The 23,780-nt window shown below is 44.7% G+C and carries 16 protein-coding genes; 8 read left to right on the forward strand and 8 right to left on the reverse strand.

The window, feature by feature from the left end; translation table 11 throughout:
- Nucleotides 1–52: 52 nt before the first annotated feature.
- Nucleotides 53–1,075, reverse strand: coding sequence for a LacI family DNA-binding transcriptional regulator (locus tag GRFL_RS00980; protein WP_083642677.1), 1,023 nt, complete (start codon nucleotides 1,073–1,075; stop codon nucleotides 53–55).
- Between the two features lie 225 nt (nucleotides 1,076–1,300).
- On the opposite strand from GRFL_RS00980, the gene GRFL_RS00985 reads away from it, so the two are divergent.
- From GRFL_RS00985 to GRFL_RS01005, 5 genes are all read left to right on the forward strand, one after another.
- The gene (locus tag GRFL_RS00985; RefSeq protein ID WP_083642678.1) at nucleotides 1,301–4,228 is read left to right on the forward strand and encodes a SusC/RagA family TonB-linked outer membrane protein; all 2,928 of its coding nucleotides are present in this window, start codon (nucleotides 1,301–1,303) and stop codon (nucleotides 4,226–4,228) included.
- Nucleotides 4,229–4,254: 26 nt separating this feature from the next.
- A complete protein-coding gene (locus tag GRFL_RS00990; RefSeq protein ID WP_083645905.1) occupies nucleotides 4,255–5,865 on the forward strand; it encodes a RagB/SusD family nutrient uptake outer membrane protein in 1,611 nt (536 codons plus the stop codon).
- 16 nt (nucleotides 5,866–5,881) lie between these two features.
- Nucleotides 5,882–7,009 (forward strand): SusE domain-containing protein, encoded by a 1,128-nt coding sequence (locus GRFL_RS00995; RefSeq protein ID WP_083642680.1) that lies wholly within the window; start codon nucleotides 5,882–5,884, stop codon nucleotides 7,007–7,009.
- Between the two features lie 49 nt (nucleotides 7,010–7,058).
- On the forward strand, nucleotides 7,059–8,510 hold the full coding sequence (locus GRFL_RS01000) for an alpha-amylase (protein WP_083642681.1): 1,452 nt from the start codon (nucleotides 7,059–7,061) through the stop codon (nucleotides 8,508–8,510).
- A 335-nt stretch (nucleotides 8,511–8,845) separates the two neighbouring features.
- Nucleotides 8,846–11,404, forward strand: a complete 2,559-nt coding sequence (locus GRFL_RS01005; protein ID WP_083642683.1) for an adenosylcobalamin-dependent ribonucleoside-diphosphate reductase — start codon at nucleotides 8,846–8,848, stop codon at nucleotides 11,402–11,404.
- 72 nt (nucleotides 11,405–11,476) lie between these two features.
- Here GRFL_RS01005 and GRFL_RS01010 read toward each other — a convergent pair whose 3' ends face one another.
- The 3 genes from GRFL_RS01010 to GRFL_RS01020 form a co-directional block, all read right to left on the reverse strand.
- Nucleotides 11,477–14,056, reverse strand: coding sequence for a glycoside hydrolase family 5 protein (locus GRFL_RS01010; protein WP_083642685.1), 2,580 nt, complete (start codon nucleotides 14,054–14,056; stop codon nucleotides 11,477–11,479).
- 12 nt (nucleotides 14,057–14,068) lie between these two features.
- Entirely contained in the window at nucleotides 14,069–14,962 is an 894-nt protein-coding gene (locus tag GRFL_RS01015; RefSeq protein WP_083642687.1) for a hydroxypyruvate isomerase family protein, read from the reverse strand.
- Nucleotides 14,963–15,037: 75 nt separating this feature from the next.
- Nucleotides 15,038–15,742 (reverse strand): NUDIX hydrolase, encoded by a 705-nt coding sequence (locus tag GRFL_RS01020; RefSeq protein ID WP_083642688.1) that lies wholly within the window; start codon nucleotides 15,740–15,742, stop codon nucleotides 15,038–15,040.
- Between the two features lie 106 nt (nucleotides 15,743–15,848).
- On the opposite strand from GRFL_RS01020, the gene galK reads away from it, so the two are divergent.
- Genes galK through GRFL_RS01035 form a run of 3 tightly spaced genes read left to right on the forward strand, consistent with a single transcriptional unit; the run spans nucleotide 15,849 to nucleotide 19,062 of the window.
- Nucleotides 15,849–17,006 (forward strand): galactokinase, encoded by a 1,158-nt coding sequence (galK, locus tag GRFL_RS01025; protein WP_083642690.1) that lies wholly within the window; start codon nucleotides 15,849–15,851, stop codon nucleotides 17,004–17,006.
- 2 nt (nucleotides 17,007–17,008) lie between these two features.
- Nucleotides 17,009–18,049 carry a UDP-glucose--hexose-1-phosphate uridylyltransferase gene (locus GRFL_RS01030; RefSeq protein WP_083642692.1) on the forward strand — a complete coding sequence of 347 codons (1,041 nt, stop codon included), beginning with the start codon at nucleotides 17,009–17,011 and terminating at the stop codon, nucleotides 18,047–18,049.
- Nucleotides 18,050–18,051: 2 nt separating this feature from the next.
- The gene (locus tag GRFL_RS01035) at nucleotides 18,052–19,062 is read left to right on the forward strand and encodes a LacI family DNA-binding transcriptional regulator (RefSeq protein WP_083642693.1); all 1,011 of its coding nucleotides are present in this window, start codon (nucleotides 18,052–18,054) and stop codon (nucleotides 19,060–19,062) included.
- Between the two features lie 6 nt (nucleotides 19,063–19,068).
- Here the strand turns inward: GRFL_RS01035 and GRFL_RS17955 are convergent, their stop codons facing one another.
- From GRFL_RS17955 to GRFL_RS01050, 4 genes are all read right to left on the reverse strand, one after another.
- The gene (locus tag GRFL_RS17955) at nucleotides 19,069–19,221 is read right to left on the reverse strand and encodes a hypothetical protein (RefSeq protein ID WP_157492986.1); all 153 of its coding nucleotides are present in this window, start codon (nucleotides 19,219–19,221) and stop codon (nucleotides 19,069–19,071) included.
- Nucleotides 19,222–19,306: 85 nt separating this feature from the next.
- Nucleotides 19,307–20,896 (reverse strand): solute:sodium symporter family transporter, encoded by a 1,590-nt coding sequence (locus tag GRFL_RS01040; RefSeq protein WP_083642695.1) that lies wholly within the window; start codon nucleotides 20,894–20,896, stop codon nucleotides 19,307–19,309.
- Between the two features lie 72 nt (nucleotides 20,897–20,968).
- Nucleotides 20,969–21,958: an aldose epimerase family protein gene (locus tag GRFL_RS01045; protein ID WP_083642696.1), complete on the reverse strand. Its 990-nt coding sequence runs from the start codon at nucleotides 21,956–21,958 to the stop codon at nucleotides 20,969–20,971.
- A gap of 4 nt (nucleotides 21,959–21,962) precedes the next feature.
- Nucleotides 21,963–23,780 (reverse strand): DUF885 domain-containing protein, encoded by a 1,818-nt coding sequence (locus GRFL_RS01050; RefSeq protein WP_083642698.1) that lies wholly within the window; start codon nucleotides 23,778–23,780, stop codon nucleotides 21,963–21,965.

Below are 23,780 nucleotides of genomic sequence, written 5' to 3' on the forward strand. Positions count from 1 at the left end.
TAAAATTCAATTAGGGCAAATATATAGAATTTTTAATTTGAGGGTATGAAAATTACGATTTTGTTGAATTTCGCCTTACTAAACCGGTCTCCACTATGATTGTCTTATAAGTATCTTCTTCGCTCACAGATCGCTCGAGTTTATCAATCAAGATCCGCGCGGCCTCTTCACCCATGCGCTCTCCGTGCTGACTCACGGTTGTTAGGCTCGGAATAAATCTTTTGGAAAGCTCCCCATCAGTAAACCCAATTACCGAGACATCTTCCGGTATTCTGCGATTATTTTCCTGCAGGGTTTTAATAGCTGAAATCGCAAAATGTTCATTCACGGCAAAAACGCCATCCACATTTTTTTCCTTCAGGAAATTATCGATTTCGCGTTCGCTATCCTCCATTTCCTCGATCTTCAAAATCATGCTTTCATCTATGGGAAGCCCCGCTTCGTAGAGAGCCTGCTGGTAGCCATGAGTTCGTAATTTACCCACGCTCACGTAATCTACCGTGGTGATGAGCGCAATCTTTTTACAACCAATATCTATTAAGTGATTGACCGCCTTCTTCGCCCCGTTCACATCATCAATAATTACTTTATCACAGGCGATATTGTCTACCACCCTGTCAAAAAGCACCAGCGGCATTCCCTGGTTGATGGTTTCCTGAAGATGATGATAATCGCCTTTTTGCATCGTTTCTTTGGCAAGAGACATGATAAAACCATCTGTACTTCCGTTGGCCAGCATCTCCATATTCAATACTTCCTTATCGAAAGAGTTATCTGAAAGGCACACCAAAACATTATAACCCAGCTCGTTGGCAACCTTTTCCACTCCACTAATTACCGTGGTGAAAAAATGATGCACGATCTCCGGAATAATGATCCCAATAGTCTTGGTTTTCCTGTTTTTCAGGCTCAGGGCAATGTTATTGGGCTTGTAGTTATATAATTTCGCAAATGCCTTGATCTTTTCCTTGGTATCTTCCCCAATTTCACTGCTGTCTTTCAAGGCTTTGGAAACTGTTGAAATTGAGACATCTAATTCTTTAGCAATTTGCTTTAAAGTAAGTTTTGGCTTCATTTCTTTTCAAAGATTCTTATAATATCCGATTCAGATTTTCGGCTTCGCAAATTTACCATAATTAATTTGCAGACCCTGTAATTTCAAAAAGTTTTCAACACGAAAACGTTTTCGTCCCTTTGCTGGTGCGGCTTGAACTTAAATTACCTAGAAATTTACATACATTTAACCTCATGGAAGTAAAAATATAAGGTTAATTATTTTGTAAAAACCAATAGAAAATTTATGAGAACTTTTATTAAAAGCACATTGTACCTGCTGTTATTGCTGCCAATGAGCTTTTTCGCCCAGAACACGGTGAGCGGTACGGTTACGGAAAGTGCCACCAGCCTTCCTGTTCCCGGGGCCAACGTTATTGTGAAAGGGACCACTAATGGTACCACCACAGATTTTGATGGTAATTATACCATCGAAAACGTTTCCGCTGGAGATGTACTGGTTTATTCTTTTTTGGGTTTCGTTACCCAGGAGGTGCCTTACGAAGGACAGTCGACCATTGATATTCTGCTAGATGAGGATCAGGGTACTTTAGATGAAGTGGTCTTGATTGGTTATGGAGCCACCTCAGAGCAGGATGCGACCGGAGCTGTTCAAAAAGTATCTGCTGAAGATTTCAACCAGGGTGCTGTTGTTGCACCAGAGGAACTAATCGCAGGTAAATCTGCCGGGGTACAGATCGTACCTGGGGACGGTGCTCCCGGTTCAGGAGGATCTATCCGTATTAGAGGTGGAGCTTCTTTAAGTGGTTCTAATGATCCTCTTATCGTAGTAGATGGTGTGCCTTTAGATCAAAGAGGTGTGCAGGGATCCAGAAATGCCCTGAACTCTATTAACCCTAATGAGATCGAAGATTTCACCATTTTGAAAGATGCTGCGGCCACTTCTATCTACGGTTCGAGAGCCTCTAACGGGGTAATCCTGATCACGACCAAAAAGGGTAAAAAAGATACACCATTCCAGTTTACTTATGATGTAAAGACTTCAATAGGAAATATCACCGATAAGGTAGATGTCTTAAACGCCGAGCAATTCAGAAACATTATCAACAACACCCCGGGAACTGATCCCGAATTGCTTGGAGATGCTTCGACTGACTGGCAGGAATTGATTTACCAGACTTCCGTAGGAGCAATTCATAACCTTACTGCAACTCAGGGTGTAGGGAATTTTTATTACCGTCTGAACTTTAACCATACTCAGCAAACGGGTGTGCTTAAAAGAGACTATTACCAGAGAGATGCGTTCAACATTTCGTTGAATCAGGATCTTTTCGATAATCAGCTCAAATTAACGCTGACTTCAAAAAACAGCTTGGATCAGAATAATTTCGCAAATCGTGGGGCCATTGGTGCTGCTGTTGCTTTTGATCCTACACAGGCGGTATATGATCCAAACAGTCCATTTGACGGTTATTTCGAATTTACAAGAGCAACTGGTTCAGATATTACTCAGCAAAACCTGGCTACCAGAAACCCGGTGGCTCTTATCGCTCAAACAGAGGATTCTAACCAGACCAGACGTTCGATCACCAACCTGAATGCTGAATGGAAATTGCCTTGGGTGGACGGTTTGAAAGCTGTTGTAAGCGGTGGTTTTGATTATTCTGAAGTACAGGGTGCAACATTTTTGCCAATTACTGCAGCCTCCAACACTTCTAACATCAACCAGTTTTCAAACTATGATGGAATTAACAGAAACCTGTTGCTGGATACTTACGTAAACTATCAGAATGAAATCGAAGCCATTTCTACGGAAATCGACGCGACTGCCGGGCATTCTTACCAGGAGTTCTATTCGTATTCAGACAGCTACGGAACAGAACAGGACCAGGAAAGAGATTTTCCAGAGTACATCAGTAGAAATGCCCTGGAATCGTATTTCGGAAGGGTTAGTTTCGATATCAACAACAAATACCTAATTTCCGGAAGTATCCGGGCTGATGGTTCTTCCAGAGTTGCTCCACAGAACAGATGGGGTTATTTCCCGGCAGCTTCCATTGGATGGAAAGTGCAGAATGAGAAATTCCTGGAAAACGCTGACTGGCTTACCCAGTTGAAACTTAGAGCCGGATATGGTGAAACAGGAAACTACGAAATTGGGCAGGATTATGGATATCTTGGTATCTACACGCCAAGTGTTGGTGGTGCCAGCTACCAGTTTGGTAATGAATTCGTACCAACCCTTCGCCCGGAAGAATATGACGAAAACCTGAAATGGGAAGCTCTGAAGAACTATAACGCCGGTATCGATCTTGGATTTTTTGATAATCGTTTGACAGGTTCTGTAGATGCCTATTATAGAGAAACCAAAGATCTTGTAGCCGTAGTGCCAATCCCAGCGGGTGCCAACCTTTCAGATCAATTATTGACCAATGTGGGAACTGCCATCAGCCGTGGTATTGAAGTAGCCGTAGGTGGAGATCTTGCAAGATCTGAAGATTTCAACTGGAGTGTGAATTATAACATCACCTTCCAGGAAAAGGAGATCACAAAATTGTCTCTTGGAGATGATCCAGATTTCTTCATTCCTCAGGGAGGAATTTCCGGAGGTGTTGGAAACACTATTCAGTTGTGGAAAAAAGGATTTGACCCTTCAACATTCTTTGTATTCCGCCAGGTATACAACGAGCAGGGACAGCCAATTGAAGGCGCTTATGTAGATGTGAACGGTGATAACCAGATCACTGAAGCCGACAGGCAGCCATACAAAAAGGCGACTCCAGACTATTTCATGGGATTCACAAATACCTTGAATTATAAGAATTTTGATCTTAACTTTACCTTTAGAGGTAGTTTTGGAAATTACGTGTACAACAACACCAAATCTTCAAACGGTTTTGTGGAAGCGGGAACCAACACTCCTTCAGACTACTATTCCAACCTAAATGCCAATGTTTTGGAAACAAATTTCCAAAACAGTCAGTTCTTCTCAGATTATTATCTGGAAGCTGCAGATTTTGTAAAACTGGATAACGTAAGTATTGGGTACACCATTCCTGGTGAAAAAGTTGATTTCAGAGCTTCTTTAACAGCTTCGAACGTGTTGACCATTACCAACTACGACGGGTTAGATCCTGAAGTATTCGGAGGAATAGACAACAACTTCTACCCTAGATCCAGAAGATTTGTACTGGGACTAAACTTTGCATTTTAATGAACAACAAAAAAACATATACAATCATGTTTAACAGATTAAGAATATTTTTGTTGGTTCTTCTCGGAACAGTGACGCTTTGGTCCTGTTCAAAAGACCTGGAGCTTACTCCGGAAGATAACCGACAAACCTCGGCATCAGCTTTTGAAGATCCGGCAGCTTATAAACAATTCCTCGCGAAACTTTACGCGGGATTTGCGGTAAGCGGTCAGGATGGACCTGCCGGAAACCCTGATCTTACCGGGTTAGATGAAGGATTTTCGCAATACATGCGTCTCTACTTCATGATGCAGGAATTACCAACGGAAGAAGCCGTAATTGGCTGGAATGATGGTACCATTAAAGACCTTCATTACCAAAACTGGACCTCTGGTAACGAATTCATCAGAACGATGTATTCGAGAATTATGTACCAGATCGCACAATCAAATGAATATCTGCGACAAACCACTGAGGACGTCCTGAATGCCCGCGGTGTGGAGGCCAGCCTTCAGGCTGATATTCAGACCTATCGCGCAGAAGCTCGTTTTCTGAGAGCACTGAGCTACTGGCACGCACTAGACCTTTACGGAAATCCTCCTTTTGTGACCGAAGACGATGCTCCGGGAGCTTTCCTTCCTGAACAAATTTCAAGCGCTGACCTTTTCAGTTATATCGAAAGCGAATTGCTGGCTATTGAAGGAGAATTGAAAGCACCGATGACCAACCAGTATGGCCGTGCCGATCAGGCTGCTGCCTGGATGCTGTTGGCTAAATTGTATCAGAATTCAGAAAAATACAATGGAGAAGATCACAGCGCTGACGTGGTGACCTATACTTCCAAAGTAATCGATGCCGGTTTTGGACTGGTAGACGATTATCAGAAGTTATTTTTAGCTGATAACAATTCCAATGGCGCTCAGAATGAGATCATTTTCCCGATCACCTACGACGGGATCAACTCTCAGTCTTACGGTGGTATGACCTTTATCATCCATGCCGCAGTAGGTGGAGATATGGATCCAGACAACTTCGGGATCAACGGTGGATGGGCCGGTCTTAGAACCACTTCTGCCCTGGTAAATAAATTCCTGGACAACGAAGATGATGCTGTGGAAGAAGTGAACGACAGCCGTGCAATGTTCTTTACAGAAGGCCAAACCAAGGAGATTACAGATATTTCTAATTTCAACAGTGGTTATGCCATCACGAAATATAAGAACGTAGACGTGAACGGAAACGCGGGTTCTGATCCAACAGGAGATTTTCCTGATACTGATTTCCCGATGTTCCGTCTTGGAGATGCCTATTTGATGTACGCTGAAGCCGTGGTTCGCGGCGGTGGCGGTGATACCGGTAAAGCGGTAGACTATATCAATAAGCTTCGCATGAGAGCTTACGGTGACAGCAGCGCGAATATTTCCAGCAGCGATCTTACACTGGATTTCATCCTGGATGAAAGAGCACGCGAGCTGTTCTGGGAAGCGCACAGAAGAACAGATTTGATTCGCTTCGGAATGTTCTCTGACAGGGGAATCTGGCCTTACAAAGGAGGTGTTCCACAGGGAGCAACCACCGAGGCCTTTAGAGACCTGATGCCTATTCCTTCATCTGAATTAGGTGTAAACACCAACTTAACACAAAATCCTGGATATTAATCATAACAAAACAACAATGAAAAATATTTCACTTTTTTTAATAATGATAATTGCTGTCATGGGGCTTTCTTCCTGCCAGCATGATGACGATGTGGTATTCGTAGCCCAGCCAGATCCGGAAGGCGTGGCGTTTACCAGTACTTTTTCTGACAATTACACCCTTACGCAGTCTACTTCCGGTAACCTTGCGGAACGATTCGTATGGAATGAAGTAGATTTTGGAGCTCCAACCACTGTAACTTACGAATTACAGGGTTCTGCTTCTCAGGATTTTTCAAGCTTCGATGTGATCGGGACCACTTCAGAAACCAATTTGGGTGTGAAAGTTAGCCAAATGATGAGCCTGGCGGAAGATGCAGGACTGGACAACGATCCGAATACAGAAAACCCGAATACCGGGACCATTTATTTCCGAGTGAAGGCTTATGCCGGAAATGACGGTGGAAATTCTCTGAACGCCACTTCTGAAGTAGCTTCTTTAACCGTTACTTTACCGGAAGAAGGTGAGCAGGAAATGCCAAAAACCAACCTTTTCCTTGTTGGTGATGCTACCGCTGCCGGATGGGATCCAAATAATAACAACACGCCTCTTTTCAGGGATGCTGAAAACGAGAACATGTATTATTTCACAGGATATTTTGCTGCAGGTTATTACAAATTTGTAGAAACCACTAACTGGGCTCCTATGTATGGTTACGATGGTTCTACTTTGGTGTACAGAGCTACTGAATCTGATCCAGATCCGGCTTCGATTGAAGTGGTCACTGCAGGTTATTACAGCCTGGCACTGAATACTGATGATCTTACTTTCAGCATGGATTCATACGATGCCAGCGGTGCAACGACCTACACAACTATTGGAATCATCGGAACTGCCACTCCTGGTGGTTGGGATGCTGATACTGATATGACGCAGTCTACGTTCGATCCACATATCTGGTTTATGAACGATGCAGAACTGGTGGAAGGTGAAATGAAATTCCGCGCTGAAAATGACTGGGCCGTAAACTGGGGAACTGATTCTGCAGAAAGCGGGCAGGCTGCTCAGGACGGAGCGAATATCCCGGTAATGCCAGGAACCTATGATATCTGGTTCAACGACCTTGACGGAAGGTATATTCTCATTCCGCAGGTAACTGAATAATTGCTTATCAAAAAGGCTGCTTTCGCAGCCTTTTTTTAACTCATAACTTATGATCAATAAAAGAATATATTTCATTTTTCTGCTCCTTGTTGGTGTGTTACTGGCATCCTGTTCCAAAGACAGTGATGAGCCCACGACAGATCCTACAGATGACCAGGGAACAGAGCAACCCACACCCGAACCAGACCCGGAAGCCATAGACCTATCAGCTTACGACAATGGCGAGCGTGTAATGATGCAGGCCTTCTACTGGGATGTGGAACCGCGCTTTGAATGGTGGACCAACTTAACCGGGAAAGTAGCCGGATGGTCAGATGCCGGGATCAACAGGATCTGGATTCCTGTGGCTACCAAAGGCCAGTCTGGCGGCTATTCCATGGGCTATGATGTATCTGATTATTTTGATTTTGGAGAATTCAGCCAGCATGGAACTATTGAGACCCGTTTTGGTTCCCGTGCAGAACTGGAAGAATTGATCCAGACCGCACACGATAATGACGTGGAAGTGATCGAAGACATCGTGATCAACCACAACTCTGGAGGCGGCCTGGAATACAATCCTTACCGCGACAAAGACACGTATACGCTTTTTGACGAAGAACATGGAAATGCTTCCGGAATGTTCAACAGGAATTACGAAGATTTTTACCCCAACAGCGTCAGCAATTACGACCCGGGAAGTTTGTTTTATGCTGAAACCAACCTGGATCACAACCGTGAACGCGTGCAGGACTGGCTTTGGAAAAAAGACAATTCCGTAGCTAAATATTACCAGAACGTGATGGGCTTTGACGGCTGGCGTTTTGATTATGTACTAGGCTACGAACCTTGGGTCGTAAAAGCCTGGCTGGATGAAGTTGGAGGATTTTCGGTAGTGGAACTTTGGGATGGAAACGCAGATGTTCTGAAAAACTATGTAGAAGAAACAGGAAGTCGCGCTTTTGATTTTGCTTCATTTTACAAACTGGAAGAAGGCCTGGATCGTTATGAAGATCTAAATAGTCTTACAGGAAGCCAGCTTTGGCAAACCTATCCCGATAAATCGGTTACGTTTACGGCGAATCATGATACCGAAAAAGATTCTAACGAAGACAATTATATCAAGAGAGAAAACAAGATGAAAGCCTATGCATATATTATGACGCATCCGGGATATCCCTGTGTTTTTTATCTTGATTATGAAGATTCGGAATTTCAGGACGAGCTTAAAAACCTGATCGCCATCCACAACAGCCTGGCAACCGGAGAGACCGAAGTGCTATATGTAGATGAAGATGAGTACATTATGAAAAGAAACGGTACCGGCACCAATCCTGGATTAATTCTGTATATTAGCATCAGTAACAGCACGAAGCGTCGTGCGGTAAGTTCAAACTGGAATAATATTACCCTGATGGACTACAGCGGTAATTCAACTTATAACCCTACCTCCGATGAAAATGGGGCGGTGACCATTGAAGCTCCTGCAAATGGATACAGTATTTGGTCGATAACCGAATAAAAATTTATTTTTGAATTTTCATAGGTGTTAATTCGAAGATGGCCGGCTGATTCTCAGCCGGCCTCTTTATTTTTAGTCATTTCTTTCGCATTTCCCTTGGAATTCCACTGCTTTTTTCGCTTCTAATATTCCTACACTTTTAAAAAAACTTTCAGAAAACATTTATCACAATTTGTCAACTTTTTACTGTTAGTAAATTATTAAAAAACTGTAAATCAATAAATTAACAGTTATTTCTTGATAACTTTTTCTAAATAGTTTGTTAATTGTTTCATTTCTTTGTGTAGCTTTAAACTATCACGGAAACAAAATTTCAACCTAAAAATCTAATTTATATGCCTGTACAAGAAACACCCGTCGTTCCTCAATCATATACTCAGGAGCAGGCTTATGAAGCTTCTTTAAAGTATTTTAAAGGAGACGACCTGGCCGCGAGAGTCTGGGTGAACAAGTATGCCCTCAAAGATTCAGATGGAAACATCTTCGAATTAACACCAGATGATATGCACCGTCGTATCGCTCGTGAAATTGCCAGGGTAGAAAAACGATACCCGAACCCGATGAGCGAAGACGAGGTATTCGACCTGATCAAGAATTTCCAGTACATCGTTCCGCAGGGAAGTCCGATGGCCGGAATCGGGAATCCTTACCAGGTTGGTTCTCTTTCTAACTGCTTTGTGATTGGGAACGAAGGAAAATCTGATTCCTATGGAGGGATCATGAAGATCGACCAGGAACAGGTACAACTTATGAAAAGACGTGGCGGTGTAGGGCACGACCTGTCACACATCCGTCCAAAAGGTTCTCCCGTAAAGAACTCGGCACTTACCTCAACCGGTATTGTACCATTCATGGAGCGGTTCTCCAACTCTACCCGTGAGGTAGCTCAGGACGGTCGCCGCGGGGCTTTAATGCTTTCAGTATCGATCAACCACCCGGATGCTGAAGATTTCATCGATGCGAAAATGGAGCAGGGAAAGGTTACAGGCGCCAATGTGTCGGTACGAATCGACGATGAATTCATGAAAGCCGTAAAAAACAATCAAACATACACGCAGAAATATCCAATTTTCAGCAGCAATCCAAAATATTCCAAAGACATCCAGGCAGAGAACCTTTGGAAGAAGATTGTGCACAACGCGTGGAAATCAGCTGAACCGGGAATTCTTTTCTGGGATACGGTCATCAATGAATCTGTACCAGATTGTTATGCAGATCTTGGTTATGAGACCGTTTCTACCAACCCATGTGGTGAAATTCCGCTGTGTCCTTACGATTCCTGCAGGCTGCTTGCCATCAACCTGTTCTCTTATGTAGAGGAACCTTTCACAGAACAGGCATCGTTCAATTTTGAACTTTTCAGAAAGCATGTTGGGAAAGCCCAGCGTATCATGGACGATATCATCGACCTGGAACTGGAAAAGATCGATGCGATTCTGGCCAAAATCGATGCAGATCCTGAAAATGAAGAAATCAAGGGTGTGGAAAAAAACCTGTGGCTGAATATTCGTAAAAAAGCCCATGAAGGTCGTCGTACCGGGATTGGGATCACCGCGGAAGGCGATATGCTGGCCGCTTTGAACATTCGCTACGGAAGCAAGGAAGGCATCGATTTTTCAGTAGATGTTCATAAGAATATCGCGCTGGCCGCTTACCGAGCTTCAGTAGATACCGCGAAGGAAAGAGGGGCATTTTCCATTTATGACTCCGATAGAGAAAAGGATAACCCGCTGATCAACCGACTCAAACAGGAAGATGAAAAGCTTTATTATGACATGATGGAGCACGGCCGAAGAAATATCGCGCTACTGACCATCGCACCAACAGGTACCACCAGCTTGATGACACAAACAACTTCCGGGATCGAGCCGGTTTTTCTTCCAGTATACAAACGCCGAAGAAAAGTAAATCCAGGAGATAAAGATGCTCGCGTGGATTTCGTGGATGAAGTGGGAGATTCCTGGGAAGAATATGTGGTTTTTCACCACCGTTTCAAACAATGGATGCGCACTCAGGGGCACGATACCGAGAAGAACTATTCTCAGGAAGAACTGGATAAACTGGTCAAACTCTCTCCTTATTACCAGGCGACTTCCAACGATGTGGACTGGCTGAGTAAAGTAAAAATGCAGGGGGCCGTGCAGAAATGGATCGATCATTCTATTTCCGTAACCATCAATCTACCTTCAGATGTGAGTGAAGACCTGGTAGGAAAACTCTACCTGGAAGCCTGGGAAGCAGGCTGTAAAGGAGTGACCGTTTATCGTGACGGTTCCAGGTCGGGTGTACTTATTTCCAACGATGACAAGAAAAAAGAGGAAAAGAAAGAACAGGCTGGCGGAGCGTTCCCATTGAAGCGCCCTCAGATTTTAGAGGCTGATGTGGTTCGTTTCCAGAATGCCAAAGATAAATGGATCGCCTTCATTGGCCTGGTAGATGGCAAACCATACGAGATCTTTACCGGTTTTGCTGATGATGAAGAAGGAATCCTGATCCCTCGCTGGGTAAATGATGGCTTGATCATCAAGAACCGCGATGAAGACGGTGTTTCCCGCTACGATTTCCAGTACCAGAACAAGCGCGGTTACAAAACAACCATTGAAGGGCTTTCGCACAAATTCAATCCGGAATACTGGAATTATGCGAAACTTATTTCCTCTACGTTACGCCATGGAATGTCTATAGATAAGGTGGTAGACCTCATCAACAGCCTTCAGCTGGACAGCGAATCGATCAACACCTGGAAAAATGGTGTAGCTCGTGCCCTGAAGCGCTATATTGCCGATGGCACCGTTGCCAGCAAAGAAAAATGCAACAATTGTAATTCTTCGAATTTAATTTACCAGGAAGGATGTTTAACCTGTAAGGACTGTGGTTCTTCAAAATGCGGTTAAGACATTCTGTTATACTGAAAAAGGCCCTCAAATTTGAGGGCCTTTTTTTATTAACAACTAACACTATTAAAACTACTCCAACTTCAGAGTTCTGATTCCCACAGAATGGGGTTGCTGTAAATTCGGTTTTTCAATACCCGGTCCAATCGAAAATTGCACACTTTCGGCATCTTTCAGTTCGAATGCCCCATCGTAAGCATGCTGAAAATAATACGGAAGAAAACCGGGATACGGTCGGGGTAAGGTCACGGTCTTCACCGGTTGCAGTTCAGTAAGTGCTATTTTGATTTCTGAAATTTCGGGTTGCAAGCTAATGACTTTCCCGAAGGCCGCACCATTTTTCATCACCAAAGCAACCTGCAGTTTTTCGGTTTTACCGCTCAGACTTCTCGCCTCGAGCGTTAAAGTATCCTTAGCTTCCAGTTTGCGATTCTCAGTTTTTTCTGAAAAATTGTACCGGAAAGAGTAGTCATAAACAGGTTCCCCGTTCTTATTTTCCACATCTTCGGAAAATAATTTTTCTAGTTTTACCTGAAATTCTGAAGTTTCAGAGTCTATAGGAACCACCTGGTTATTTGGGTTCCAGGCCCGAACCACGTCACGGGAATCTGTAGCCGCACTGAACAGTGAGACATCGGCCTCCGGCTTCACGGTCCTGGTTTGATAGGTTTCCACTGAATGAAAATCCCAGGCATCTGGCGCCGATTCGACTGCTCCTGGAAAGGTCTCTTTTCCATCAGTAGTGGTAACGATCAAACGATAGGTCAGAAAGCCATTTTTGAGCATTTTTTCACTTACCGCTGCGGAATAATCGTAGGTATTACTTGCCTGAAGCTGCAGCGCTTCATATTCATTTCCATTTTGAAGCCAGGCTTCAACCTTCTCAATTTCTTTATCGGAAACTACGGTCGCATTAATCTTCAAACTTGTATGTTCATCAATTTCGATAACTGGTTGGTGAACGACGTATGTTTGATCCACCGTTTCTTCCTGCGCTACGAATTCGTTAATTTTAAACGGATGAGATTCTTCAAAATCTTCCGGTTTGAACTTCGCTCCGGCTTTTTTCAGAATATAGACTCCCGGGCTGACCAAAAATTGGCCATTTTCAGCAGTTGCCTGGAAATCATTTCCATCATTTAGGGCTTCTACCTCGAAATTTCCGGGAAGATCTGGCAAATTGAGCTGTATCCTGTTGCGCTTCCAGCTAATCACCGCCACGGTCTTGTCCAGGCTGTTTTGCCCAAAAGGGTTCTGAACGATGACTGGGTCTGGCATGACTTCCAGTCTCCACACTCCTTTTTTCAGCTTATCCAGAAAATAAGCGCCTTTGCCCTGGTATTCTACCACCGGAGAACTGCCGTGACCGGCAAGTGACTCCAGCTTTTTAAGTGATTTTGGAGATTGATCAGTAGTATTGGTATAAATGAATTTTTCATTGGAATCATAGGTTGCCACATCACCCTTGTACTGTATGCGAAAATTCCCAAATTCCAGGTTTTCCGGGTAAGCCCCAAGCTTGGTGTACATCGGTAATTCGTGAAAAATTTCTGAGGCAATGCTTAGAGCCAAGGCTTTATGAGGCACGTAATTCAGGTTCATGTAGTGCGTATTGTACTCGGTATTGGCGTAGGCCAGGAAAGTTGGATCATAGGCAAAATGCGTGGCGATCTGGATTCCTGCCTGGCGGAAACTGCGCGCCGCCGCCGGATACATATACGATTTGTTCACATCGGCTGCATCGAATTCATATACGAGTTTGGCTGCATGATTCTTTTTGATCACGTCTTCAAACGGAATTCTGTATTCGTTCACATTCGGTAGTAAATTGCCCTTCAGCTCCTTTCCGAAGCCCAGTCCGGTTGGATACCATTGGAAGGTTCCACCGTCAATTCCGGAAGTGAAATAGGTATCAGCCAGGTGAATGCTATGACTCACATTATAAAAAACAGGCTTTTTACTGCCACTGGCTTTAACCGCACTTACCATTTTTTCGATAAAAGTTTGAACTTCCTCAGGGGTACCGCGATGATGCGGCTCATTACTGATCTCCACCGCGATCAAACCTGGATCGTTCTTATAGGCTAGCCCCGTATATGGGTTCCGGTGGTTCATGAACTGCGTGAGGTAATTTTCCTGGGCTGCGATGGCATCAGGATTGGTAAGACTCTTATCTTTCCCGAAAGCGTGGGAAAATCCAGGGGTCTCCTCATCTGGTTCCGGCCAGCCATTTCCCCAGTACGCAATTGGCGTTAGCACATAATGAATGCCCCTTTCCTTTAATTTTTTCAGCAGGTAATCAAAGGCATCCAGATGTTCATTTTCGATCAGGTTACCTTTTTCATCACTAATTTCGGTATCCCAAACGTGGATGCGGTAGAGATCAAAGCCTAACCGACTAAAATGGTACACATCGCGGTCTATTTGTTCCTTTACATCAAGGCCCTTTTTCCTGGCGGAGCGATAGGCATGGGCAAACGGAACGGTGTAATTCACCCCGAAGCCGTGCACCTCGCTTTGATCATCTCCCCATTTCATCACACCCTTATCGTCTACATACACATCGCCGGTGTGCTGTGCTTGAGAAAGATTGATGAAAAAGAAGGCCGCGACAAGCAGCCCAAAACGTAGTTTCAGTATTATTTTTTTCATAGCAAATGAAGTTTATACGTTACAAATCTGGATCGCCTTCCGAAGTGCGGCAAGTTTATCCTCCCAGGTAGGAATAAATTCCTGGGCCACAAAACCGTCGAAATCCAAATCGGCAATGGCTTCCATGATCGCAGGATAAAAAAGTTCCTGTGTTTCATCTATTTCGTGCCTTCCGGGATTTCCGCCGGTATGATAATGGTTAATGTACTGGTGATTTTCACGAATTGTCCTGATCACATCCCCTTCCATGATTTGCATATGGTAAATATCGTAAAGCAGCTTGAAATTGTCGAAACCAAGCTCCTGGCAAAGTTTCACGCCCCAGGCCGTATGATCACACATATAATCAGGATGATTCACTTTGCTGTTCAGCAGTTCCATGACCAGGTTTACATTGCGTTCCTGGGCGAATTCCAGCAAAGGCGTTAGTCCGGTTACGCAGTTTTGAAGTCCGGTTTCATCATCCATCCCTTCACGGTTACCCGAAAAACAAATGACATTTTTGATCTTATGATCGGCGGCTTTCTGAATGAGACCCTTATAAGCTTCCTGGAGTTTGGCGTGATTTTCAGGATTATTGAAGCCGTGTGGAATACTGGCAAAATCATCGGTTGCCATGGAACAAACAAGCCCGTGGGCTTCCACTGTTTCCCATTCAGAAGGTTTCAGAAGGTCGATGGCCTGGATGCCCATTTCTTTACAGGCTTTCGCGAAGGCTTCCAACGGAATATCTCCATAGCACCAGCGGCAAACCGAGTGGTTGATTTTTCCGGAAATTGCTTTTTCTGAAATTTTTTCTTCCGAAGCATTTGCAGCGAACACTTTGGAAATACTGGCCATTCCGAGAGCACCTGCTCCCAAACCAATATTTTTAATTACCTGCCGGCGATTTTTATCCTGAGCCATAGTTTCTAATTTTCCTAAAAATAAGAATAAACGTATAAAGTACTATTATAATTCCTCAAAATAATTGCCTTTTCATTAGGCGATTTCAAAATCATACCCCGATTCTACCAGTTTTTGATAATTTTCATGATCAAATCGGTATAAAAAGGCGCCCCGTTTACTGCCGCTTTTGTCCTTTTCATCCAGTTTTTCCAGCACGCGTAAGGAAGTCACTTTTTTACGGAAATTCCTACTGTCGAGCTCCCGCTGGTAGATCGCTTCATACAAACACTGTAATTGCGGAATGGTAAATTTCTCCGGTAACAACTCAAAACCAATAGGGCGATAGCGGGCGTTGTATTTGAGCTGTTTCAAAGCATCGAGCACCATCTGGTTATGATCCAGGATCAGCTGTGGTACTTCATTGATCTCATACCAGCTGGCGCCATGCTGGCGAACGAGTTCCTTGTCGTATTCATCAATCCGGATCAGGGCGTAATGTGCCACCGAGATACAACGGTAACCGGGGTCACGATCCTTTTTTCCGTAGCATTTTAACTGCTGCATAAAGACATTTTCAAGGCCCGTAGTTTCGCGCAGCACCCGTTCACAGGCCACGTCCAGGTCTTCATCCAGCCTTACGAAGCTGCCAATGAGCGACCACTCCCCTTTCAAAGGTTCCACCTGGCGGTTAAAAACCAGTAATTTCAGCTTACCTTCATCAAAACCAAAAATGATACAATCGGTTGCTACGTACATTTTCTCTCGAACCTGGTACAGGTCGTTTTGGGGGTCGCTCATGATTGGGAATTTTTATAAAGATAGAGATTTCAAAATTTCCTTTCAGAAAAATGAACGTAAAATTTACATTTATTATATTTGAACGAAACATTTAAAATATTACGACTTGTCTCACATTCATTCTTTTGAAGGTTTACCGGTAGATTTCCAGGATTTCCAGTCAGAAATTCAGGTGGATTCTCCGGGAAGGATCAACCTTATTGGCGAACATACCGATTATAATGATGGTTTTGTCATGCCCACTGCCATCGATAAAAAGATCTATTTTGAATTCCGCAGAAATGGTTCTGATCATCTTTGCCGCATTTACAGCAAGACCTTTGGCCGTGGTTTCGAATTTGACCTTCGGAAGATTGAAAAAGGCATTGGCTGGGAAAATTACATTATTGGCGTGGTGAACGAACTTTTGCTGTTAGACCGAAAGCTTTCCGGTTTTGATTGCATCATTGAAAGTCAGTTACCCGTTGGTTCGGGACTAAGTTCTTCCGCAGCCCTGGAATGCGGACTCGCCGGCGGGCTGAATGCGCTATTTCAGCTGGGGCTGGACCGCATCGAGATCGTCAAGCTTTCACAGAAAGCCGAAAACCAGTTTGTGGGAATGAACTGCGGGATCATGGACCAGTTCGCTTCCGCCATCAGTAAAAAAGATCATATCCTAAAGCTGGATTGCCGCTCCCTGGAATATGATTTCATCCCGGCAGATTTCAAGAACTGCCAATTGTTGTTACTGAATACCAATGTTTCCCATACGCATACTGACAGTGGCTACAATTCCCGTCGCCAGGATTGCGAAGATGCAGTTTCGATCATTCAGCAACAATACCCAGCAGTGGCATCTCTCCGGGACGTCTCGTTTGAACTGCTGGAAGAACAAAAAAACCAACTTTCTGAAAGGCAATACCAGCGATGTTCGTACGTGCTCGAAGAAAATAAGCGTGTACAAGAGTCAGCCATAGCCCTGAAAGAAGGAAAATTGCGCGAATTTGGAAAATTAATGTACCTGTCTCATGAAGGTCTCCAACACCAGTACGAAGTAAGTTGCAAGGAATTGGATTTTCTGGTAGATTACTCCCATGATAAAGATTTTATCTACGGTTCCCGGATGATGGGTGGCGGCTTTGGTGGGTGCACGATCAACCTTATTGAAACCGACCAGGTGGAAAATTTCCTCCAGGAAGTGAAACCGGCTTATAAAGAAGCCTTCGGAATTGAACTGGATAGCATTATTGCGAATGCCGATGAAGGCACAATCGTTAAAAAATAACTATGGAAAATAAACTGAACGAAGTTCCGCACAGACGTTATAATATTTTGACCGGCGAATGGATCCTGGTTTCCCCGCATCGTACCAAACGACCCTGGCAAGGGAAAACCGAAGAGAAAAAGGAGCTGAAAAAAACGATGTATGACCCAGGTTGTTATTTGTGTCCTGGCAATGAGCGCGCAGGTGGCGAGACCAATCCAGATTATTCAAAGCCTTTTACCTTCGTGAACGATTTTGCCGCTCTTCTCAGCGATACAAAAGAAATTTCTGTGAATGAGGGTTTGCTGAAAGCAGAATCTGAAAAAGGCATCTGTAAAGTGGTGTGCTTTTCTCCAGATCATTCACTCACACTTCCATTGATGGAAGTGGAAGATATAACGGCAGTGGTAAAAACCTGGAAAAAGGAATATGCGGAACTCTGTGAGCAGGATTTCATCAACTACGTTCAGATCTTTGAAAACAAGGGAGCCATCATGGGCTGCAGCAATCCCCACCCGCATGGGCAAATCTGGTCGCAGTCTTCCATTCCCACTGAAATTTTAAAAAAATCAGACAAGTTCCTGGAATACTGGAGTAAAAATAGCCGTAGTTTGTTAGGAGATTACCTGAAACAGGAGCTCGAAGCCGATGAAAGGATACTGGAAGAAAACGAGCATTTTGTAGCACTGGTTCCCTACTGGGCGGTCTGGCCATTTGAAGCCATGATCATTCCTAAGAGGCACCTGCAACATATTGGCCAGTTATCTTCGGATGAAGAAATGGCTTATGCAGAAATTCTGAAAAAGCTCACGATCAAATTTGACAATCTTTTTGAAACTTCCTTCCCGTATTCATCGGGGATTCACCAGGCACCCTGCGACGGAAAAGATCATCCCGAATGGCATTTCCACATGAGCTTTTACCCGCCGCTATTGCGATCTGCCAGCGTGAAAAAATTCATGGTAGGATACGAAATGTTTGCCGGCCCGCAACGAGATATTACTGCGGAACAGGCGGCAAAAAGGCTGAATGAACAATCGCCGGTACATTACTCAAAACACTAGTCATGGAAAACAGGGTCACGCTCAAAGAATTGTCCAAACTGCTGAATGTGTCGATCAGCACCGTTTCCAAAGCCCTTCGGGACAGTCCGGAAATTAGCCCGGAAACCCGCAAAAAGGTGAAGGAACTCGCCGAATTGAATCAGTACGTACCAAATGCGCTGGCCCAGAATCTAAAGAACAGGAAAACCAAGACCATTGGAGTGATCATTCCGTCCATTCTACCGCATTTTTTTGCCAAGGCGCTGCATGGTATCGAAACCAAAGCAGCAGAGCTGGGTTACGGAATCATTATCTGTATTTCGAATGAAAGCCGGGAAAAAGAAGCCGAAAGCATCAAACGCCTGATGAATGGGCGTGTAGACGGACTCATTCTATCTCTTTCCCGCGAAACCCAGGCCAGCAAGGACACCTCGCATATCATGGATATTTTGAAATATCGAATTCCCCTGGTACTTTTTGACAGGGTTCTGGAAGAGATCGATTGTGATAAGGTTTCTATCAATGATGCCCTCCAGGCCGAACAGGCCACGATCAAACTGTTTCAGCAGTCCTGCCGAAAAATCGTGTATTGCACCGGTATTTCGAACACCAGTGTGGATGACCAGCGCAAAATAGGATACCTCCAGGCCTTGGAAAGCCTGAAGCTGGATTCCAATTTTGTGGAATTTGATACTCCGGAAGTGGCTTCCGCAGCAATTCAGAAATTACTGAAACAGGATAAAATGGATGCGGTACTGGCTTCCGACGAACTTTCGGCGATACTGGCTATGAAAAGCATTTTAAAATCTGGCTACCGCATTCCGGAAGATGTAGCGATTATTGGTTTCACCAACGGCAGTATGAGTGAACACTTCGTCCCGTCGCTTACCACCGTAGACCAGCACGCTGAAGAACAGGGAAGTCTCGCCCTGGAAACGATGGTGGACCGTATAGAAGGGAAACTTCCAGCCGATAAGCTCAATTACAAGCTGGAAACTTCCATTATCCAGCGGGATTCTACCCTGCCGGAATAAAATTTCTTACTGCGCGAAATAAACGTATACGAAGACTACAAGGACGCAAATTGCCAAACCAACCGGAAGCACATAATGCCACGGACTGATGTCTACCTGCTTGGTGTAATCCAGCACAAAATCAGTAGATCTTGGTTTTACTCGACCAATAACCCACATAGAGAAACTTCCAGCCGATAAGCTCAATTACAAGCTGGATACTTCCATTAACCAGCGGGATTCTACCCTGCGGGAATAAAATTTCTTACTGCGCGAAATAAACGTATACGAAGACTACCAGGGCGCAAATTGCCAAACCAACCGGAAGCACATAACGCCACGGACTAATGTCTACCTGCTTGGTGTAATCCAGCACAAAATCGGTAGATCTTGGTTTTACTCGACCAATAACCCACATGATGAGGATATTGAGTACAAATAAAATAGCCATGACGTGCAGGTAATGCGGCAGCGCATCTTCGCCGACCACAAAATATTTCAGCCCAAGGTATACTAAATAAAGTCCTACCCCACTGAAAAGTGCGATTTTCGCTGCGATCGCCGGAATCTTTTTAGAAAGGTAACCCACCACCACAATTGTCAAAATCGGGATACTGTAACAGCCATTTACCTCCTGAAGATAACCAAAGAGTCCCTGGGGAGCATTGGCGATCAGCGGAGCAATGAACATGGATGCCACGGCGATCACGATCCCGAAGCGTTTTCCTTTTTTCACCACTTCAGATTCTGAAGCGCCTGGATTAAAATGATGCTTGTAAATATCTATTCCGAATAGGGTAACCGAAGAGTTCAGCGCAGAGTTGAAGGAACTTAGAATCGCTCCGAAAAGCACCGCGGCAAAGAAACCAACGAGAACCGGTGGCAATACTTCGTTCACCAACGCCGGGTAAGCCTGATCTGGATTGTCCAGGTTTCCCTGGAACAGATGCCAGGCGATGATCCCGGGAAGCACTACGATAATAGGCCCTAAGATTTTAATGAATGCGGCAAGCATCAGACCTTTCTGACCTTCTTTCAGGTTTTTCGCGGCTAAAGCACGCTGGATGATGGCCTGGTTGGTACCCCAGTAAAACAATTGTACCAGCATCATCCCGGTAAATATGGTTGAAAATGGCACTGAAGCATCAGGACCACCAATAGAATTAAATTTTTCAGGATTCGCGGCTGTAAGCGTATCGAGACCAGCGAACATATCTCCGCCACCTATGGCCATGAGTCCGAAGACTGGGATCATCAATCCCCCGATCAGCAGTCCGATCGCGTTGATGGTATCTGAAACCGCAACGGCTTTCAATCCCCCGAAAATGGCATAAATTGACCCTACGATCCCAATTCCCCAAACACAGATCCACAGCGCAGCGGTATCGCTCACACCCAGCAATTCCGGGATATTGAACATGGTACTGATCGCCAAACTACCGGAATAGAGTACAATTGGTAAAAATATGATCATGTATCCTGAAAGGAACAGGGCCGAAACGATAGATTTGGTCGTACGGTCAAAGCGTTTTTCCAGGAACTGGGGTACTGTGGTGAGCCCTCCCTTCAAATACCGCGGTAACAGGAACAAAGCGGTCACCACAATGGCGAGCGCCGCCAGGGTTTCCCATGCCATTACCAGAATTCCTTCAGAATACGCCTGCCCGTTCAAGCCTACGATCTGTTCCGTAGAAAGGTTGGTTAAAAGTACCGAACCGGCAATTACGCCGGCGGTAAGGCTACGACCACCTAAAAAATAACCGTCACTGGTCGTCTCGTCTGTCGACCTGGTTGCAAAATAGGAGATAATAGCCACCAGGGCGGTGAATCCCACAAAAGAAAGAATTCCAATCATTATTTCTTAATTTTTTCTAAATATAGAATTATAAATCTGAATCAGAAAAAGACCAAAAACAATTTTGAGCGTCTATTTTACGCTAAAACTATAAACTATCTCATTCTCATACACTTCACCCTTTTTCAAAAGACTGGAAGGAAAATTCCTGAAATTTGGGGCGTCGGGATAATTTTGTGCTTCCAGCGCCACGGCTGGAAACTTTTCATCGATCTGGGCCAGATACTGCCATTTATCAGGCAGACTTTCCGGGGAATAAATCACTACGACCGGCTGATTGCTTTTTAACTTCAGTTTGATCCCGCTTAAAGGTGAAAACAACTGGACCTGTGTCTCATTTTCCATGGTATCCAGCACATAGACATCATCCAGTTCCCGGTTCCCAAGCAGCTTACTTTCCCGGTGATCTTTGGGATGATTTTTCAGTTTTGTAAGATTGCCGGTAGGCAGATTACGCTCATCCAGTTCGAGAATTTTCGAAGCATTCACCTGCATGAAATGATCGCTCACGCTCCCGGAACCGTTTAGGTTAAAATAGGCATGATTGGTAAGATTCACGATCGTATCCCTATCGGTCTCGGCGCGGTAGGTGATTTTCACCTGGTTGTCCTCCGTTAACTGGTAGGTAACCTGTACTTTCAGATTTCCCGGGTAACCTTCCTCCAGGTGTTCGCTGTGATAAGAAAGCACGGCCTGTGGATTTTCTCCTTCCGAAACCGAATCGATATTCCAGAAACGATACTGGAAGCCCTTTTTTCCGCCATGCAGGTGCGCACCTTCATATTCTTCATAAACCGAATATTTTTCTTCGCCAATGCTGAATTGACCTTCAGAAATACGCCCCGCAAAACGGCCAATGCTTCCACCGAAACATTTGTTCTCTTCACGGTACTGCGCGGTAGTATACACTTCCGGATCAGCCGGACCAACAACCACTTCAATCAGCTCACCTTTATTGTTCTTTATTTTAAAACTGAAGAGGCTTGCGCCAAAATTCAGGATGCTTAAAACGCTCCCCATGGCATTCTTCAGTGTTAGTATTTCAGGTTGGTTAGTTTCCAAATTTTCAGATTTGTGAGTGGATCCATTTATCTACCCTGCGTTCGAGAATATTCAGGGGCAGGGCGCCTTCTTTTAAGATCACGTCGTGAAAAGCCGCCATATCGAAATCATCTCCCAGTTTATTCATAGCTTTTTCCCGAAGTTCCAGGATCTTGTTCATCCCAATCTTGTAGGCCGTAGCCTGACCAGGCATTACTATATGCCGTTCCACCATTTTGATACACTGACTCTCGGGCGCCGGGGTGTTCTCCTTATAAAATTCAATTCCTTCCTGGCGCGTCCACTTTTTGGCGTGGATACCGGTATCAACCACCAATCTGCAGCTGCGCCATAGTTCCATCGAAAGTCGGCCAAAATCGGAATACGGATCTTTGTAAAAGCCCATTTCCTTGGGAATATATTCGCTGTACAATCCCCAACCTTCCACATAAGCGGTATAAAACGCAAATTTCCGAAACTCCGGAATGCTATCGAGTTCCTGAGCGATCGCGATCTGCATGTGATGCCCGGGAATTCCTTCGTGATAAGCCAGTGCCTCCATCTCATATTTCGGCATGGCATTCATGTCGTAAAGATTCACGTAATAGGTGCCCGGCCTCGTCCCATCTATCGCGGGATCCTGGTAAAAAGCTTTTCCGGCACTTTTTTCACGGAAAGGTTCTACGGCTTTGACGCGTACATCAGCCTTTGGAAGCGTGTTGAAAAGCTCGGGCAAACGCACCCGCATCCTGTCAATGATTGATTTGGCTTCTGTTAAATAAGCTGCTTTTCCCTGTTCGTTATTGGGATAATAGAAGCGTTCTTCCTTCCGCATAAAATCAAAGAAATCCTGAAGCGACCCATCAAAACCAGTCTCCTCCATGATCTTTTCCATTTCACCGTGAATCCTGGCTACCTCGCTAAGCCCCAGCTGGTGGATCTCCTCAGCGCTCATGTTCGTGGTGGTGATGCGTTTCAGTGCCTTGTTATAGAATTCCTCACCTTTCGGGAATTTCCAGGCACCGGCATCATCATTTGCTCGTTTTTGCTGGTTTTCAAGAAAATCGATCAGGTGTTCGTAACCCGGTTTCACGTGGGCCACCAGTGCCTGCTCGGCTTCTCCTATCAGCCCGGTTTTTTGATCTTCGGAAATAGCCAATTTATTCACCTTCTTCTGAAAATCTTCCAGCAATACACTGCTTTCCGAAGACTTCTGAAAAGGTTTACCCTTGATCAAATTCCGCGAGGCGTCGAGTGTGCGGTCAAATACGAATTTTGGCGGGATGATCCCGTTCTGTTCCCGCAAACGAAGGCCTTCAACAATATCTTCCAACGCCTTTTCCATACCCACCAGTCGGGAAATATAGGCCTTGGCATCAGGCACCGAATCGATGCGGTGCATATTGATCAAAAATGACGGAAGCTCGGCGTGATAACCGTGCATCTGGTTGATCGGGTAATTATAAAAGCGAAAGTCATAATCAGCAATTTCGTCTTCGATCTGCTTTCGGTAGAGGTCGTAACTCAGGCGTGTTTCTTCATTCAAAGCGGCTGTATCCACCTTTTCCAGGTGATCGAGACGAGTTCGTGCCTGTTCCAGTTCTTTAGCGAAACGGGTATGTGAAAAATCATCCCATTGGCCATAATCGGTTTTAAGCCCCATCCTCGTTTGCATCATGGGCGATTCGGAAACTTCTACCTGGAACTGCTCTTCGAAATACTGGTTTAGCGCTGCGGAATGCTCCTGGATTTCAGCAGCCGAAAACTGCTCTTCCTGCGGTTCATTTTTGCAGGAACTCAGCATGACGACCAGGGAAAGACAGGCGATATGGATCGTTTTCAT

The sequence above is a fragment of the Christiangramia flava JLT2011 genome (genome assembly GCF_001951155.1).
GTDB lineage: Bacteria > Bacteroidota > Bacteroidia > Flavobacteriales > Flavobacteriaceae > Christiangramia > Christiangramia flava.

Excerpts from the sequence above, each read along its gene's own strand:
- GRFL_RS00980 (WP_083642677.1), bottom strand. The coding sequence starts at position 1,075 with ATGAAGCCAAAACTTACTTTAAAGCAAATTGCTAAAGAATTAGATGTC.
- GRFL_RS00985 (WP_083642678.1), top strand. The coding sequence starts at position 1,301 with ATGAGAACTTTTATTAAAAGCACATTGTACCTGCTGTTATTGCTGCCA.
- GRFL_RS00990 (WP_083645905.1), top strand. The coding sequence starts at position 4,255 with ATGTTTAACAGATTAAGAATATTTTTGTTGGTTCTTCTCGGAACAGTG.
- GRFL_RS00995 (WP_083642680.1), top strand. The coding sequence starts at position 5,882 with ATGAAAAATATTTCACTTTTTTTAATAATGATAATTGCTGTCATGGGG.
- GRFL_RS01000 (WP_083642681.1), top strand. The coding sequence starts at position 7,059 with ATGATCAATAAAAGAATATATTTCATTTTTCTGCTCCTTGTTGGTGTG.
- GRFL_RS01005 (WP_083642683.1), top strand. The coding sequence starts at position 8,846 with ATGCCTGTACAAGAAACACCCGTCGTTCCTCAATCATATACTCAGGAG.
- GRFL_RS01010 (WP_083642685.1), bottom strand. The coding sequence starts at position 14,056 with ATGAAAAAAATAATACTGAAACTACGTTTTGGGCTGCTTGTCGCGGCC.
- GRFL_RS01015 (WP_083642687.1), bottom strand. The coding sequence starts at position 14,962 with ATGGCTCAGGATAAAAATCGCCGGCAGGTAATTAAAAATATTGGTTTG.
- GRFL_RS01020 (WP_083642688.1), bottom strand. The coding sequence starts at position 15,742 with ATGAGCGACCCCCAAAACGACCTGTACCAGGTTCGAGAGAAAATGTAC.
- GRFL_RS01030 (WP_083642692.1), top strand. The coding sequence starts at position 17,009 with ATGGAAAATAAACTGAACGAAGTTCCGCACAGACGTTATAATATTTTG.
- GRFL_RS01035 (WP_083642693.1), top strand. The coding sequence starts at position 18,052 with ATGGAAAACAGGGTCACGCTCAAAGAATTGTCCAAACTGCTGAATGTG.
- GRFL_RS17955 (WP_157492986.1), bottom strand. The coding sequence starts at position 19,221 with ATGTGGGTTATTGGTCGAGTAAAACCAAGATCTACTGATTTTGTGCTG.
- GRFL_RS01040 (WP_083642695.1), bottom strand. The coding sequence starts at position 20,896 with ATGATTGGAATTCTTTCTTTTGTGGGATTCACCGCCCTGGTGGCTATT.
- GRFL_RS01050 (WP_083642698.1), bottom strand. The coding sequence starts at position 23,780 with ATGAAAACGATCCATATCGCCTGTCTTTCCCTGGTCGTCATGCTGAGT.